Origin of the sequence: Kineococcus aridisoli (assembly GCF_050871885.1) — a bacterium.
GTDB lineage: Bacteria > Actinomycetota > Actinomycetes > Actinomycetales > Kineococcaceae > Kineococcus.
Genome location: NZ_JBJLSF010000007.1, coordinates 13,497 through 28,762, shown reverse-complemented (window position 1 = coordinate 28,762; position 15,266 = coordinate 13,497). Strand labels below are relative to the sequence as shown.

The following is a 15,266-nucleotide window of genomic DNA, read 5'->3' as shown; positions in this document are numbered from 1 at the left end:
GCCGCCTCACTCCTCCCGACGCCGGAACGCCGTCGGGCTGCACCCGTGCACGCCGCGGAAGTGGCGGGCGAAGTAGAAGGGGTCGGCGTAGCCGACGCAGCGGGCGACCTCGGCCACCGGCAGGTCGGTGGTGACGAGCAGCTCGCAGGCGTGCGCCATGCGCAGCCGCTTGGCGTACTCCACGACCCCTCCCCCGGTTGCGGCGCGGAACAGCGCCGTGAAGTGCGAGGTGGACAGGCCCGCCTCGCGCGCCAGGGCGGCAACGGAGACGGGCGCGTCGAGGTGGGCACGCAGGTGCTCCTGGGCCTGACGCACCGGCTCGCGCCGCACGGGACTGCCGGCGGCGGCGTCGGCCGCCACCTGCGCCAGCACCGACCACGCCGCGCCGGCCGCGCGCAGCAGCGTGGGTCCGGTCTCGTCGGTCTCCAGGTGCTCCACGACGCGCTCGACGTCGCGCTGCACCTCCAGCACGTCGTGCAGGTCGACGACGGCGGGGCTCGGCGGGTCCCCGCCCAGCTGCCGGTCGAAGGAGCGGGCGTCGGGGCCTGCCGCGTGCAGCCACCAGATCGTCCAGGGGTGCGCGTCGTCGGCGCCGTAGGTGTGCGGCAGCCCGGCGGGCAGCACGAGGGCCTGGGCGCGGGTGACGGCCACCTCGCCGCCGGCGGTGCGGCACCAGCCGCGACCGCCCACGCACACGATGACGACGGTGCCGCTGGCGCCGCAGCGGCGGGTGCGTCCGTGGTGGTGGGCGTGCGGGAAGTACCCGGCGTCGGTGACGAGCAGCCGCGACGTCGGCCCGGACGCGGCCGCGGCGCGGGCGACGTCGGCGGGCAGGACCCGCAGCCGCTGCCCGGGGAACCCCTCGCGGATGCGCACGCCGCGACGCTAGCGCCGTCCGGGTGGTGCGCGCCGTCGGATCGTCCAGGTGGCAGCGTCGGATCGTCCCTTCTCGGCGCGGTGATCACCGGCCTACCGTCACCGCATGCTCGACGACGAGACGCAGCTCGGCCTGCCGGCCCGGCCCGCCGCCCTGGCGGACGCCCCGGCCGCGGTCTGGAGCGCGCCGCTGACGCTGCCGACCTACCACCCGCTGCCGCCGGAGGTGTTCCCCGCCTACCTGGACCGCCGCGTCTACCAGGGCTCCTCGGGCCGGGTGTACCCGCTGCCGTTCCACCACCGCATCGCCACCGACCCCGTCGAGCACGCCTGGACGGCGGTGCACCTGCAGAACGAGTGGCTGCACGTGGTGGTGCTGCCCGAGCTGGGCGGGCGCGTGCACGTGGTGCGCGACCGCACCAGCGGGGTGGACCTCTTCTACGCCAACCCCGTGGTCAAACCCGCCCTGGTCGGGCTGGCCGGGCCGTGGATCGCCGGCGGTGTGGAGTTCAACTGGCCGCAGCACCACCGCCCGGCGACCTACCTGCCCACCGACTGGGAGGCGGTGACCGAGGAGGACGGCGCGGTCGTGGTGCGCTGTTCCGACCACGACCCGTTCACCCGCATGCGCGGCACGCACGCGCTGCGGTTGCGCCCGGGCAGCTCCGTGCTGGAGCTCGAGGTGCGCCTGGCCAACCGCACCGAGCTGCCGCAGTCGTTCCTGTGGTGGGCCAACGTCGCCGCCCGCGTCGACGAGGACTACCAGTCGTTCTTCCCGCACGACGTGACGGTGGTGGCCGACCACGCCAAGCGCGCCGTGACCGCCTACCCGGCCGCGGACCGGCGCTACTACGGCGTGGACTACCCGGCCCGCGCCGGGGAGGTGTTCACGGCCGCCGACGGCGCGCGCGGCACGGGCGACCGGATCGACTGGTACCGCACGATCCCCGTGCCGACGTCGTACATGTGCCTGGGCAGCCGGGAGGACTTCTTCGGCGGCTACGACCACGCCCGCGGGGTGGGGTTCGTGCACGTCGCCGACCACCAGGTCGCCGTCGGCAAGAAGCAGTGGACGTGGGGGAACTCCCCCTTCGGGCACGCGTGGGACACGAACCTCTCCGACGACGGCGCGCACTACGTGGAGCTGATGGCGGGGGTGTTCACCGACAACCAGCCGGACTTCTCGGTGCTGGCACCCGGGGAGACGAAGGTGTTCACCCAGTGCTGGTACCCGGTGCGGCGCACCGGCCCGCTGGACCGGGCGAGCGTCGACGCGGCTGTCAGCCTGCGCCGCGAGGAGGACCCCGCACGCGTCCGGCTGGCCGTCGTCGTCACCCGCCCCCGCGCCGGGGTGCGGGTGGAGCTGCGCGCCGGCGGGCGGGTCGTGGCGAGCGAGACGGTCGACCTGGACCCCTCGGCGGCGCTGCTGCGCGTGCACGAGCTCCCGGCCGGCGAGGCGGAGGCACCGGACGTGGAGGTCTCGGTCGTGCACGAGGGCCGGGTGCTGGTGCGCTGGAGCACCGCCGAGGAGCGCGCGGGGATCGGGGAGGTTCCCGACCCCGCCACCGAACCGCCCGCACCGCAGGAGGTGGCCAGCGTGGAGGAGCTGGCGCTGACCGCCGAGCACCTGGAGCTGTACCGGCACGCCACCCGCTCTCCGGAGCCGTACTGGCACGAGGCGCTGGCCCGCGACCCCGGGCACGTGCCGAGCCTGGTGGGCCTGGCGGTGCGCGCCTACCGCGCCGGCCTGGACGAGCAGGCCGAGGAGCTGCTGCGCCGCGCGGTGGACCGCCTGACCTCCCGCCACCCCACCCCGCAGGACACCACCGCGCTGTACCTGCTCGGCGTGGTCCTGGAGGCCCGCGGACGCGAGGACGACGCCTACGACGCGTACGGGCGCGCGTCGTGGGCGCGGGCGTGGCGGGGACCGGCCGGGTACCGGATGGCGCGGCTGGACGCGCGCGCCGGGCGTACCGCGGCCGCGCTGCACCGGCTGGCCGACGTGCGCCGGGTGGAGCCGGAGCACCTGCAGGCCGCCGCGCTGGAGGTGGTGTGCCGGCGGCGGTCCGGCGACGACGCGGAGGACGTGCTGGCCGCCGCGCGCGCTCTGGACCCGCTGGACGCGTGGCTGCGCCACCTGGACGGCCTGCCCGCCAGCGCCGACGCGCAGACCTGCCTGGACGTGGCGCTGGAGCTGGCCGGCGCCGGGGAGCTGGAGGACGCGCTGCACGTCCTCGACGAGGCCGAGGAGCGCGAGCCGCTGCGCGCGGCAGGGCAACCGGCGGCCGGCCCCCTGCTGGCGCACCACCGGGGCCTGGTGCTGGATCGGCTCGGCCGCACCGCGCAGGCGGCCGCTGCGCGCGCCGACGCCGCGGCGCGCGACACCACGTGGTGCTTCCCCGGCCGCCGCGAGGACGTGGCCGCGCTGAGCGCCTCGGCCACCGACCCGCGGGCCCGCACCCTGCGCGGGCACTGGCTGTACGCGGCGGGCCGGCACGCCGACGCCGTCGCGGACTGGCGGGCCGGCGCGGCGGGCACACCGGGCGACCCGGTGCCGCACCGCAACCTGGGCCTGGCGCTGGTCAACGACCACCGCGACCTGGACGCCGCCCGCGCGGCGTACGCGCGGGCGGAGGAGGCCGCCCCGGACGAGGCACGGCTGCGCTTCGAGGTGGACCAGCTCGACGCGCTGCGCGGCGTGAGCCCGCAGCAGCGGCTGGCGCGCTGGCGGGAGCGCTGGGACCTGGCCGAGCAGCGCGACGACGCCCTCGTGGAGGTCGCGCACCTGCTGGTGAGCACCGGCGGCGCGGCGCGGGCCGTGCAGCTGCTGACCGACCGCACGTTCCAGCCGTGGGAGGGCGGGGAGGGCCAGGTGCTCTCCGCGTGGGAGCGCGCCCGGACCCGCCTGGCCCTGGAGGCGCTCGCAGACGACCCGGCCGCGGCGGTGGCGCACCTGCGGGCGGCGCTGGACAGCCCGGCGTGCCTGGGCGAGGCGAGGCACCCGCTGGCGGCGACGGCGCAGCTGCACCTGCTGCTGGGCGACGCGCTGGCCGCGGCCGGCGACGCGGGCGCGGCGCGCGCGGCGTGGGGGGCGGCCGCCGAGCACCGCGGGGACTTCCTGGGGATGAGCACGCAGGAGCACAGCGAGGCGACGTTCTCCTCGGTGCTGGCGCTGCGCCGGCTGGGTCGCGACGACGGGCCGCTGACCGCCTCGCTGCGCCGCTTCCGCGACGCGTTCGCCGCGGCGGTGCCGGTGGTGGACTACTTCGCCACCTCGCTGCCGGACCTGCTGCTGTTCGAGGAGGACCCGCTCGTGGTGCGCGACCGCCGGGTGGTGGTGCTCGACGCGCAGCTGGCCCTGCTGGACGGCGACGCCGGGCGCGCCCGCGAACTGCTGGCCGACCCGCGGCTGGCCGCCAGCCGGCACGCGGCCGACCTGGCGCACGCCCTGGCCACCCACCCGCAGCTGCTGGGTGCACCCTCCACCGTGCCCAGCGCCGTGCCCGGTGGACCCGTCACCCGGATCGAGGAGGTGGCCCGGTGAGCGCGACGCGGAACCTGCCGGCCGGTGCGCCGGAGAAGCTCGTCATCAGCCTGTGGGACTTCTCCTGGTACGTGCGCACCGGGCCGGGCGAGCCGTTCGAGGACCTCGACGCCGCCTTCGCGCAGGCGGTGGAGCGCGGCTGCAACGCGGTGCGGATCTGCGCGATGCCGTTCCTGCTGTTCCGCTCCGGCGTGGACACCTCCGCGCTGCGGCTCGGCCCGCTCGGCGGGGAGTACGGGCAGGGCGTGCGCTGGTACGACGTGGCGCACGAGACGACGATCGACGCGCGCGAGCACACGTTGGCGTTCTTCCGCGCCGCGCAGCGCCACGGCGTGCACGTCATCGTCTCCAGCTGGGAGTACCAGCAGTCGCCGTCGTTCGCGCTCGACCCGGACTGGTACGAGGCCCTGCACGCGGTGGACCCCGACGAGCGCGCGGAGGTGCTGGCCGACGCGCACGCCGACCTGATCGACCTGCTGGTGGCCGAGGGCCTGGACGACCGGGTGCTGTTCACCGAGCTGCACAACGAGGTCCAGATCGGCTTCCTCGTCGACGGCCTGGGTGTGGAACGCGGCGAGGCGGCGGTGCCGGCGCTGAGGGACAGGCTGGAGCGCGGGATCCGCCGCTTCAAGCAGCGCCACCCCGACCGGCTGTGCACCGTGAACTACGCCGGGGTGCCGGTCGGTGCGCTGAGCGCGGTGCCGCCCAGCGCCGACGTCCTCGTCGTGCACCCCTACGCCTACGGCAACCTGCAGGAGCTCATCGACGTCTTCGGCCTGCGCGGGCCCGTGGAGGAGTTCTCCCGCGAGCGGGCGGCCCCGCTGCTGCGCCCGGGCGCGCCCGCGGTGGCCGACTGGGGACCGGGCGAGGACAACGCCTGGAAGCTGGACGCCACGGTCGTCTCGCTGCCCGAGGTGTACGTGCACGACTGGTGCGACCCGGAGGCCTTCGACCGCTGGCTGTACGACCGCTGGGGCGAGCACCGCCTGGCGGTGGAGCAGAAGCTCACGCTGTGGCTGGAGGTGGCCGCCGACTGGGCCGCGGCGCGCGGGGTACCGCTGGTGCTCGGGGAGGGCTACGTCGGCTACACCCCCAAGCACGGGCGCTTCGAGGAGGGACCGGTCGGCGCGGAGCTGTGCCGCCGGGCCGTCCGCGACGCGCACCGCCTCGGCGCGTGGGGCGCCGTGGTGTGCTCCAACGCCGCGCCGCAGCACAGCATGTGGGCCGACGTCGCCCTGCAGCGCGAGTGCGCGGCCCTCCTGACCGGCACCACCCCCACCGACCGACCCGATCAACCCGACACCACCCACCACGACCGCGCCGACGACGGCGCACAGGAGGTTCGACGATGAACTCCCGACTCTCGCGGCGCAGCCTGCTCGCGGCCACGGCCGGCCTCGGCGGCGCCGGCCTGCTGACCGGCTGCGTCGGCACCAGCGGCTCGGAGGGCGGCGGCGCGGCCGCCGGCGGCGGAGGGGGCGGCGGTGGCGGCATCGTCTTCCAGAACTCCATCCAGGACACCGCACCCAAGGCGGCCCTCGAGGCGATCGTGCAGAGCTACGACGGCGAGGTGACGATGAACTCGGTCGCCACCGAGCAGTTCCGCGCCCAGCTGACCAACTACCTACGCTCGAACGACCCGCCGGACGTCATGAGCTGGTACGCCGGGTCGGTGGCCCGCGACTACGCCGCCCAGGGCCTGCTGCTGGACGTGTCGAGCATGTGGGAGGGCGACGGCGCGTGCGCGGGCTTCTCCGAGGCGCTGAAGAACCTGTCCAGCGCCGACGACGGCACCCAGATCTTCGTCCCCACCAACTACTACTGGTGGTCGGTCTTCTACAAGAAGAGCGCCTTCGAGCGCTGGGGCGTGCAGCCGCCGACGACGTGGGACGAGTTCCTCGCGCTGTGCGAGAACCTTTCCGGCCAGGGCGTGGCCCCGCTGGCCAACGGCATCGGCTCCACCCCGTGGATGGCGTCGGGCTGGTTCGACTACCTGGACCTGCGCATCAACGGCGCCCAGTACCACCGCGAGCTGCTGGCCGGGGAGCACTCCTTCACCGACCCGGAGGTCGTCGCGGTCATGGAGCAGTACGAGCGGCTCATCCCCTACTTCGACCCCAACATGGGCTCGTACTCGGCGCAGGACGCGTCCGTGCCGATGGCGCAGGACCAGGCCGGCATGTACCTCATCGGCGCCTTCGTCACCCAGTACTTCCCCGAGGACCAGCGCGACGACCTGGACTTCTTCTCCGTCCCGGTGATCAACCCGGACGTGCCGACGGCCGAGGAGGCCCCGACGGACGGCTACTTCGCCGCGGCCGGCACCTCCGACCCCGACGCCACGATCGCCTTCCTGTCCTACCTGGCCGCCCCGGAGCAGCAGCAGGCCTTCATCGAGCAGTCCGGGTCCTCCAACCTTCCGACGTCCCCGGACGTCGACACCACGCAGTTCAGCCCGCTGGTGCAGAAGGGCATCGAGCTGCTCAACTCCACCGAGGAGATCACCCAGTTCTTCAACCGCGACTCCTCCGACGCCCTGCAGACGACGGCGGACACCGCGCTGACGCAGTTCCTCGCCGACCCGGGCTCGCGCGACCGGATCCTGGAGGAGTGGCAGCGGGCCGCGGAGGGGGTCTTCGGGCAGTGAGCAGCGACGTGAGGGCCGCGGCCCGGCCGGCGCGGCGGGGGTCCGACGGCTCCCGTCCCACCGGCGGCGCCCGCGGCCCCGCCCGGCCGGGCGGTCCTTCGCTGGGCGCCCGGCTGCGACGGGTGCCGCTGCTGGTGTGGGTCTTCCTGCTGGTGCCGCTGGCGGTGGAGCTGTTCTGGGTCTTCTGGCCGGCCGCCAACTCCTTCTCCCTCTCGCTCACCCGCTGGGACGGCATCAGCCCTGCCGAGCCCGTGGGCCTGCAGAACTTCACCGACCTGACCGAGGACCCGATCTTCCGCACGGCCCTGACCAACAACGCGCTCTGGGTGCTCGGCTTCGGCGTCCTGTCCGTGGTGGGCGGCCTGGCGCTGGCGGTGGCGCTGAACAGGCCCGGCCGCGGGGTGGGCTTCTACCGCAGCGCGATCTACCTGCCGATGGTCGTCTCGATGGCGGTGACCGGCCTGTTCTGGCGGGTCATGTACCAGCCGGGCGGTCCGGTGAACGCCGGTCTGGAGGCGGTGGGGCTGGGCTCGCTGCAGCGGCAGTGGCTGGCCGACCCGGACGTGGCGCTGGCGGCGATCCTCGTGGCCGCGGTGTGGCGGCAGGTCGGTTACATCATGGTGCTGTACCTGGCCGGGCTGAAGGGCTGCGACGCGACGCTGGAGGAGGCCGCGGCCGTCGACGGCGCGAGCGCCTGGCAGCGCTTCTGGCACATCGTCATGCCGCAGCTGCGCGGGGTGAACACGGTGGTCTTCGCGGTCACCGTCATCGACTCGCTGCGCACCTTCGACATCGTGTGGGCGATGACCCGTGGTGGTCCCTACAACACGACGCAGCTGCTGAGCACGTACATGTTCCAGCAGGCGTTCACGTCGGGGAACCTCGGTTACGCCTCGGCGATCGCGGTCGTCATCTTCGTCCTGGCGATCGGCTTCATCATCACCTACCTGGCCCGCCAGGCCCGCGCGGAGGAGCAGTCGTGACCGCCACCACCCTCGCCCCCGGCACGGCCGCGACCCCGCCGCTGCGGCGGCCGCGGCGGGCCCGCTCGCCGTGGCTGCACGTGGTCATGGTGCCGCTGACCCTGCTGTGGCTGAGCCCCGTCGTCTACGTCGGACTCATCGCGTTCCGCTCCTTCGACGACATCGCCGCGCGCGGGCTGGCGGCGCTGCCCGCCTCCTTCACCCTCGACGGCTTCAGCACCGCCTTCAGCGGCGGCGGGCTGGTGCGGGCGCTGGGCAACAGCATCGCGGTGACCGCGGCCGCGGTGCTGGCCTCGCTGCTGCTGTCCTCGTGGGCGGCGTACGCGCTCAGCCGCTTCGCCGTCCCCGGCCGCAAGACGATCCTGCTGGCGATGCTGGCCGGCAACCTGCTGCCCCCGCAGATCCTGCTCGTGCCGGTGGCGCGGATCAGCGAGTCCCTCGGCATCGCCGACACCCTCTTCGCGCTCGTGGCGGTGCAGGTGGGCTTCGGCATCGGCTTCTACACCTTCGTGCTGCACGGCTTCATGCGCGGGCTGCCGGAGGAGCTGTTCGAAGCCGCCCGCCTGGACGGGGCGGGCGCGGGGCGCATCTACCTGCGGATCGTCCTGCCGCTGAGCCGGCCGGCGATGGCGGCGCTGGCGGCCCTGGCCACGACGTGGATCTTCAACGACCTCATCTGGGCGCTGACGGTGCTGCGCTCGGAGTCGAAGTTCCCGATCACGGCGGCGCTGCTGAACCTCATGGGCGGCTACTCCAGCGCGTGGAACGTCATCGCGGCGGCCTCCCTCGTCGCTGCGGTCCCCACCGCGATCGTGTTCTTCCTCTTCCAGAAGCAGTTCGTCTCCGGGCTCCTGGTGGGCTCGAACAAGTGAGCGGCCCGTGGACGCTGCCGACCCGCTCCGGGGAGCACGTCGTCGCGCTCGCCCCGGACGGGGCGGGTCTGGTGCGCGTGCACTGGGGCGCCCGCGGCGGTGCGCAGCCGGCCTCGGCGCCGCGGCGCACGTCCTTCGAGACACCGCTGGACCTGCTGCCGCTGGAGGCCACCGCGCTGGGCACCCGCTCCGCGCACGCCGCCGAGCTCGTCGCCCGCCGCGCCGACGGGCTGCGCGGGATCCGGCTGCGTACCGCCGGCGAGGTGACGCTGACGGTCGGCGGGGAGCTGCACGAGCTGCGCGCACCGTTCACCGACGAGGTCGCCGAGGTGGACGTGGAACTGGTGCTGCGCAGCAGCACCGCCCACGACGTGGTCACCAAGCACGCAGTGGTGCGCAACCGCTCCGGGCACGCGGTGGAGCTGCTGCGCTGCTGGGGCGGCGCGTTCACCCCGCCGGTCGGGCCGGGCGCACGCGTCGGGACGCTGACGGGGGCGTGGTCGCGGGAGTTCACCGAGGCCGTCGTGGACCTGCCGGTCGGGACGTTCAGCCTGGGCAGCCGGCAGGGCCTCACCTCGCACAGCGCCTCCCCCGTCGTCACCGTCCGCGCCCGCGACGGCCAGGAGGACCGCGAGAGTCGCGACGCCGGCACGTACGCGGTGGCGCTGGCGTGGAGCGGGTCGTGGCGGCTGCAGGTGGAGGCCGTGCCGTTCACCGACCACGTGCGCGTGGCCGGCGGCCCCGACGACGAGGCGGGCGTGGTGACGCTGCCGCCGGGCGGGTCGGTGACCACCCCGCAGCTGGCCGGGCTGTGGGTGCCCGGCGGCCCGGACGAGGCCGCGCAGGCGTGGCACGCCTACCAGCGCACCCTGGCCCGCTCCGCCGGCCCCGAGCACCGGCCGGTGGTGGCGAACTCCTGGTACGCCACCGGCTTCGACGTGCGGGTGGAGCACCAGCTCGCGCTGGCCGAGGTGGCCGCCGACCTGGGCGCGGAGGTCTTCGTCGTCGACGACGGCTGGTTCCGCGGCCGCACCTGCGACCGCGCCGGGCTCGGCGACTGGGACGTGGACGAGGCCAAGTTCCCCGGCGGGCTGGAGCCGCTGGTCGCGGGCGTGCACGAGCGCGGCCTGCGGTTCGGGCTGTGGGTGGAGCCGGAGGCCGTCAACGAGGACAGCGACCTGTTCCGCGCCCACCCCGACTGGGTGCACCGCGCGCCGGGCCGGGACCCGGTGCGGCTGCGCCACCAGCTCGTCCTCGACCTGGGCCGGCCGCAGGTGGAGGCGTGGGTGCTGGCGCAGTTGCGCCGACTGCTGACCCGCTACGAGATCAGCTACCTGAAGTGGGACATGAACCGCGCGATCACCGACGGCGGCACGGCCGTACCGGGTGGGGACGACTGGTCGTGGCGGCACACCCAGGCCTACCACCGCGTGCTGGACGCGCTGCGGGAGGAGTTCCCGCACGTCACCGTGGAGGCGTGCGCGGGCGGCGGCGGCCGCATCGACCTGGCGGTGCTGGCCCGCACCGACGTCGCCTGGCCCAGCGACGAGACCGGCCCGCGCGACCGGCTGGCCGTGCAGCACGGCTTCCTGTCCGCCTACCCGCCGTGGGTGATGAGCTCCTGGGTGACCGACGAGCCGGACGTGCTGGACCGCGAGCCCGTCAGCGTCGACTTCCGGTGCGTCGTGGCGATGGCCGGGGTGATGGGCCTGGGCGGGGACCTGCTGCGCTGGAGCCCCGCGCAGCGGGATCGGGTGCGCGAACTGGTGGCGCTGCACCGCTCCGTGCGGCACGTCCTGCACGACGGCCTGGTGCGCCGGCACGGCACCCCGACCGGTGCCGCGTACGCGGTGCAGTACACGGATGAGGCGGCGGTGGTCGTGCTGGCGTGGGCGCGGCCGGGCCGCCCCGCCGCCTGGCGGGTGCCGCTGGGCGACCTGCCCACCGGGACGCTGCTGCGCTCCCGCTCGGGCGGTTCCACGGTCCGGGTGGAGGACGGGCTGGTGGTGACGTGGTCGCGCGGCGACTGCGACGTGATCGTGCTGGACCGCGTGTGAGCGAGGGTGTGAACGACTGGCGGCCGCGGCCGCTGGTGGTGGAGACCGACGACGCCCACGGAGGGCGGTGGACGTCGCTGCGCACGCCTGAGCGGGAGTGGCTGTGGCGCAACCCCGCCGTGCCCGCGTCGGCGCGCGCCGCCGTCCGCCCAGGTGACGCGTTCGTCGACGCCGGCGGGGTGGAGGAGTGCTTCCCCACCCTGCGCGGCGCACCCGACCACGGCGACGTGTGGTCACGCCCGTGGACTCCTGCAGCACCGGGGAGCGCGTCGGTGCGCACGGGTTCGCTGTCGCTGCGGCGCTCGCTGTCGGTGCAGGACGGGGCCGTGGTCGCGACCTACGACGTGACCGGCCCACCCGGCGTGCCGGTGCTGCACACCGTGCACGCCCTCCTCGACCTCTCCCCCGCCGCCCGCCTCCTCGTCCCCGGCGCGCCGCCCGTGAGCGTGCTCGACCAGCCGACGCCCGGCCGGTCCGTGCGCACCACCTGGCCCGACGGCGCGGGCGTGACGCTCGACGCCCTCGGCCCCGACGACGGCACCGCCCGCTGCGCCGTCGTCACCACCGACCGCCTCGACGTCCTCGACGGCGCCGACCGGCTGTCCCTGCGGTGGCAGGTGCTGCGCGGCACCGGACCGGTGTCCCTCGTGGTGTGGCGCAACCTCCGCGGGTGGCCGCAGGCGGCGCCCTACCGGTCCGTGGGCGTCGAACCGCTGCTCGGTGCGACCGCGGACTTGGCGACCGCGGGCGCCGGGGAGACCGGCGTGCTCGACGCCGGCGGCCGGCTCACGTGGCGGCTGGCGCTCACCGCGCACCGTGAGGGCTGACAGCCGGCGTGCAGGCGCCCGCACGGCATGCCGCTCGGACGACGACGGGGACACCAGGGTCGCCGCCGCACCGGCGCACGCGCAGCGATCCGTGCCCCACTGAGCCGCTAAAAACGAAAACAGCACACACTTTGTTTGTGTCTGTTGTGTTTTGTGCTGTACCCTCTCCCCATGCGCACCGCCGTCTTCGAGGACACCCGGTCCTCGGTCAGCGAGGAGTGGCTGACCACCGGTGAGGCCGCGCGCCTCCTCGGCGTCTCGCGCCAGCACGTCGTCAACCTGTGCGAGCGCGGCGACCTGCCCCACACAACGACGGGCGTGCACCGCCGGGTGCGTCGCGCCGACGTTGAGGCGCTGCGTGCCACGGGCGCGCGGCTGAGCCGGGACCAGCGCCGCAGCCTGTGGTTGGCGCACGCCGTGGCCGGTCACCTGGTCACCGACCCGGAGGCCACGATCGCGCAGGCGCGCGCCAACCTTGCTGTGCTGCGTGAGCGCCACCGCCGCGGGCAGGTGGCGAAGTGGCTGGCGGAGTGGGCGGACCTTCTCGACGGACCCGTCGAGGGGATCTTGACGGCTCTGACCTCCCCGTCCCCGCGGGCGCGGGAGCTGCGCCAGAACTCCCCCTTCGCCGCCGTGCTGTCCGAAGAGGAGCGGCAGAGGGTGCGCGGAGCCTTCGCCCAGCACTCCTCGACGTCCTCGCCGTGGGGCGCGGAGTGAAGCGCGCACACCTGGCTCACATCTTGCGGGCGGCCAGCCAGATCGCCGCCGACCCCGACGTCGTGGTGATCGGTTCGCAGTCGATCCTGGGGTCCTTCGACGAGGACGGCCTGCCCGATCCGGTGATCGGCTCGGTGGAGGCGGACGTCGCCTTCTGGGACGACCCGGACAACTGCAAGTCCGATGCGGTCGACGGCGCGATCGGCGAGGACAGCGACTTCCACCGGATGAACGGCTACTACGCCCAGGGCGTGTCGGGAGCACCGCGGTCCTGCCCGAGGGCTGGCGCGAGCGAGTCGTCGTGTGGGAGAGCCGGTCCAGCGCGCCGGGGCGGGCGCACTGCCTGGAGGCGCACGACCTCGCGATCGCCAAGCTCGTCGCAGCACGCATGAAGGACTACGAGTTCGTCTCCGCGCTGATCGAGGTGGGCTTCGTCTCGTGCGAGACCTTGCGGGAGCGGGCTGCGCTACTGCCCCCGCCACGCTCACGCACCACGCGCGTACTGCGCTGGATCGACGGGCACGACCGACGGGCTCACGGGTGAAGCGCCGGCAGCACCACGGCTGACGCTCTCGCAGCGGGGTCCCGGCCTGCCGTGACTGGATCAGGACCCCAACAGGGCCTACGACATGAGGGATGCTGACGCCGTAGTCAAGGTTGAGCAACAACCTTGACTACGGCGCGAAGTCGATCAACCCTTCGACACGAGATGCCGAAGTTGCCGCCGCGTCTCCTCGTCGGTGGCGTAGAGCACCGTCCCGACCATGCCGCGGGTGAGCAGCACCTTGTAGACGTTGCGCACGAGCCGGTCGAAGTCGGCATCGCTGACCCGCGTGCGGTTGCGGAAGTCCGGGTCCTTGTTGGCGGACCGGTCGCTGACGAGCCGGCCGTCCCGCCACAGCAGGTCCGGCCCGATGATGACGCCGCTCCAGTCGTACTCGAAGCCTTGCGCTGTGTAGATGCAGCCGACCTGCCCGAAACCACCGGGCTCGGTCGCCCACAGCGCCGCGGGTGGGGCGTCACCGACGGCGCGGTCGCCGGGGACGTTCCACGGCCGCGCCCAGTCGCCGATGCGCACGTCGGGCACCAGGCCACCGCCCGGGGACGGCGTCTTGCTCCACGGCCAGCAGTACCCGGCGGTCATGCGCGCGGAGTACCCCTCCTCGCGCTTGGCGGCGAGGAACTGCTCCATCTCCTCGGGGGTGTCCGCGACGACCACCTCGAAGGTGTCGTCACCGGCCCAGTCCTCCACACCGGCGTCGTCGAGGCCGAGCAGCCGCTGCACCCAGCGCACGTACTCGGCGCTGCCACCGCAGCGGAACTGCGCGTCCAGCTCCACGGTGAGGACGTCCAGCCCGAGGCGCTGCGCGTGCCGGGTGATCTCCTCCTTCGAGCCCATCTCCCCCGGCCGGACGACCTGGTGCTGGTCGAGCAGGAACACCGGCACCCGTGCAGCGGCGATGAGTTCCTCGACCTGGGGACGTCCCGTCCGGTGAGCCGCGGGCGTCCACCGGCTCGCCGACGTCTCACGGATGCGGTGCGCCTCGTCGAGGATGAGGACGTCGAGGTCGTTGGGTTCCGCAACGATGAAGTCGTTGAAGTACTTGAACAGGGATCGCACCTTCGGTGCCCGCTTCCCGGCGACCTTGCGCAACGTCTGCGTGAAGGAGCGCGAACCCGTGGCGTGCAGGACCGTCTGTCCCTTGCGTGACAACTCCCCGAGCAGCGAGAGCGCGACGACGCTCTTGCCGCTACCCGGCCCGCCGGTGACGAGGATGATGCGCTTGCTGTTGCCGGTCTTCGCCTGCTTCACCTGGTGCAATACGAGGTCCACGGCCTCCTGCTGCTCGCCGACGAGGAGGAACTGCTCACGGTCCCGGATCTCGGCGGCAGCGGCCTTGAGCAGCTGCCGTGACGGTGCCGCCTTCGACCCGAGCAGCTCGTCCGCCGCCGACGCCCCGGAGACTCCCGGCGCGAGACGGGTGCGGAGGTAGTCGCGCAGCGCGCCGCTCTCCGCGCCCGTGAAGAGCCGGCCCGCCCGGTCCATCGTGTAGTCGCCCAGTTGGGCGACCGCGCCGGGCTGGGTGGCGTTGTGCAGGTAGGCGACGCCGGCGACGGCGTCCTGCGTGAACTCCAGCGAGCGGGTGAAGTCGAGCAGGTACTCGACGTACCCGCGCACCTGCTTGACCGGGTGCAGCTTCGGCGGACCCGCCATGCCCGGCACCACGACGAGGTCGGGGTTGCCCTCGAAGCGGTGCGCAGCGCTCCACTGCTTCAGCTCGACGACGACGTAGGAGGGCCGGCCCGTGGTCGGGTGCACACCAGCGAGCACGACGTCCGCGCGCTTCGACGTCAGCGGCAGCCGGTGTTCGAGCAGCACCTCGACCTCCCCTAGCCCGGCCTCGACGAGGTCGGCGGCGAGCACCGGCAGGCTCTTCTCCCACGAGGCTCGCTCACCGGGACTGGGCCCGTGGCCCGCCGTGTAGAGCATCTGCTCGATGAGCGTCTCCACGACGGAGCCGGTGGGCAGCTCGGCCTGGAGCTGAGCGGCGGAACGACGAACCAACGACACAGGACATCCCCAAGGCAGCACGAAGTCTCGTGCGGGTGGGGGCGTGTCCTGTGCCCAGCGAAAGCGTGGGCGGCGGAAGCCGGTCGGGCCGCGTCAGCACACTAGCGAACTGATCCCTACGCACTCTTAACGACTCGGCATCGCGACGGTTCAAGGAGCGACCTGACTGCC

At 74.0% G+C, this 15,266-nt stretch carries 11 protein-coding genes; 9 read left to right on the top strand and 2 right to left on the bottom strand.

The window, feature by feature from the left end; genetic code table 11:
- Positions 1-6 precede the first annotated feature (6 nt).
- A complete protein-coding gene (locus tag ACRYM2_RS03520; protein WP_432519910.1) occupies positions 7-876 on the bottom strand; it encodes a helix-turn-helix domain-containing protein in 870 nt (289 codons plus the stop codon).
- A 106-nt stretch (positions 877-982) separates the two neighbouring features.
- Between ACRYM2_RS03520 and ACRYM2_RS03515 the strand changes: the two genes are divergently transcribed.
- From ACRYM2_RS03515 to ACRYM2_RS03475, 9 genes are all read left to right on the top strand, one after another.
- Entirely contained in the window at positions 983-4,420 is a 3,438-nt protein-coding gene (locus tag ACRYM2_RS03515) for a DUF5107 domain-containing protein (RefSeq protein ID WP_432519908.1), read from the top strand.
- The gene (locus ACRYM2_RS03510; RefSeq protein ID WP_432519906.1) at positions 4,417-5,772 is read left to right on the top strand and encodes a cellulase-like family protein; all 1,356 of its coding nucleotides are present in this window, start codon (positions 4,417-4,419) and stop codon (positions 5,770-5,772) included. The genes ACRYM2_RS03515 and ACRYM2_RS03510 overlap by 4 nt, the downstream gene beginning before the upstream one ends.
- Positions 5,769-7,067 (top strand): ABC transporter substrate-binding protein, encoded by a 1,299-nt coding sequence (locus tag ACRYM2_RS03505; RefSeq protein ID WP_432519904.1) that lies wholly within the window; start codon positions 5,769-5,771, stop codon positions 7,065-7,067. The genes ACRYM2_RS03510 and ACRYM2_RS03505 overlap by 4 nt, the downstream gene beginning before the upstream one ends.
- A 101-nt stretch (positions 7,068-7,168) precedes the next feature.
- The gene (locus tag ACRYM2_RS03500; RefSeq protein WP_432519989.1) at positions 7,169-8,050 is read left to right on the top strand and encodes a carbohydrate ABC transporter permease; all 882 of its coding nucleotides are present in this window, start codon (positions 7,169-7,171) and stop codon (positions 8,048-8,050) included.
- Positions 8,047-8,922, top strand: a complete 876-nt coding sequence (locus ACRYM2_RS03495) for a carbohydrate ABC transporter permease (RefSeq protein WP_432519903.1) — start codon at positions 8,047-8,049, stop codon at positions 8,920-8,922. Before ACRYM2_RS03500 ends, ACRYM2_RS03495 begins: the two co-directional genes overlap by 4 nt.
- Positions 8,919-10,979, top strand: a complete 2,061-nt coding sequence (locus ACRYM2_RS03490) for an alpha-galactosidase (RefSeq protein WP_432519901.1) — start codon at positions 8,919-8,921, stop codon at positions 10,977-10,979. The genes ACRYM2_RS03495 and ACRYM2_RS03490 overlap by 4 nt, the downstream gene beginning before the upstream one ends.
- Positions 10,976-11,806 (top strand): hypothetical protein, encoded by an 831-nt coding sequence (locus ACRYM2_RS03485; RefSeq protein WP_432519899.1) that lies wholly within the window; start codon positions 10,976-10,978, stop codon positions 11,804-11,806. Before ACRYM2_RS03490 ends, ACRYM2_RS03485 begins: the two co-directional genes overlap by 4 nt.
- Before the next feature lie 171 nt (positions 11,807-11,977).
- On the top strand, positions 11,978-12,523 hold the full coding sequence (locus ACRYM2_RS03480; RefSeq protein ID WP_432519898.1) for a helix-turn-helix domain-containing protein: 546 nt from the start codon (positions 11,978-11,980) through the stop codon (positions 12,521-12,523).
- On the top strand, positions 12,520-12,915 hold the full coding sequence (locus ACRYM2_RS03475; RefSeq protein ID WP_432519896.1) for a hypothetical protein: 396 nt from the start codon (positions 12,520-12,522) through the stop codon (positions 12,913-12,915). Before ACRYM2_RS03480 ends, ACRYM2_RS03475 begins: the two co-directional genes overlap by 4 nt.
- Positions 12,916-13,214: 299 nt before the next feature.
- Here the strand turns inward: ACRYM2_RS03475 and ACRYM2_RS03470 are convergent, their stop codons facing one another.
- Positions 13,215-15,095, bottom strand: coding sequence for a DNA/RNA helicase domain-containing protein (locus ACRYM2_RS03470; RefSeq protein ID WP_432519895.1), 1,881 nt, complete (start codon positions 15,093-15,095; stop codon positions 13,215-13,217).
- Positions 15,096-15,266: the final 171 nt, after the last annotated feature.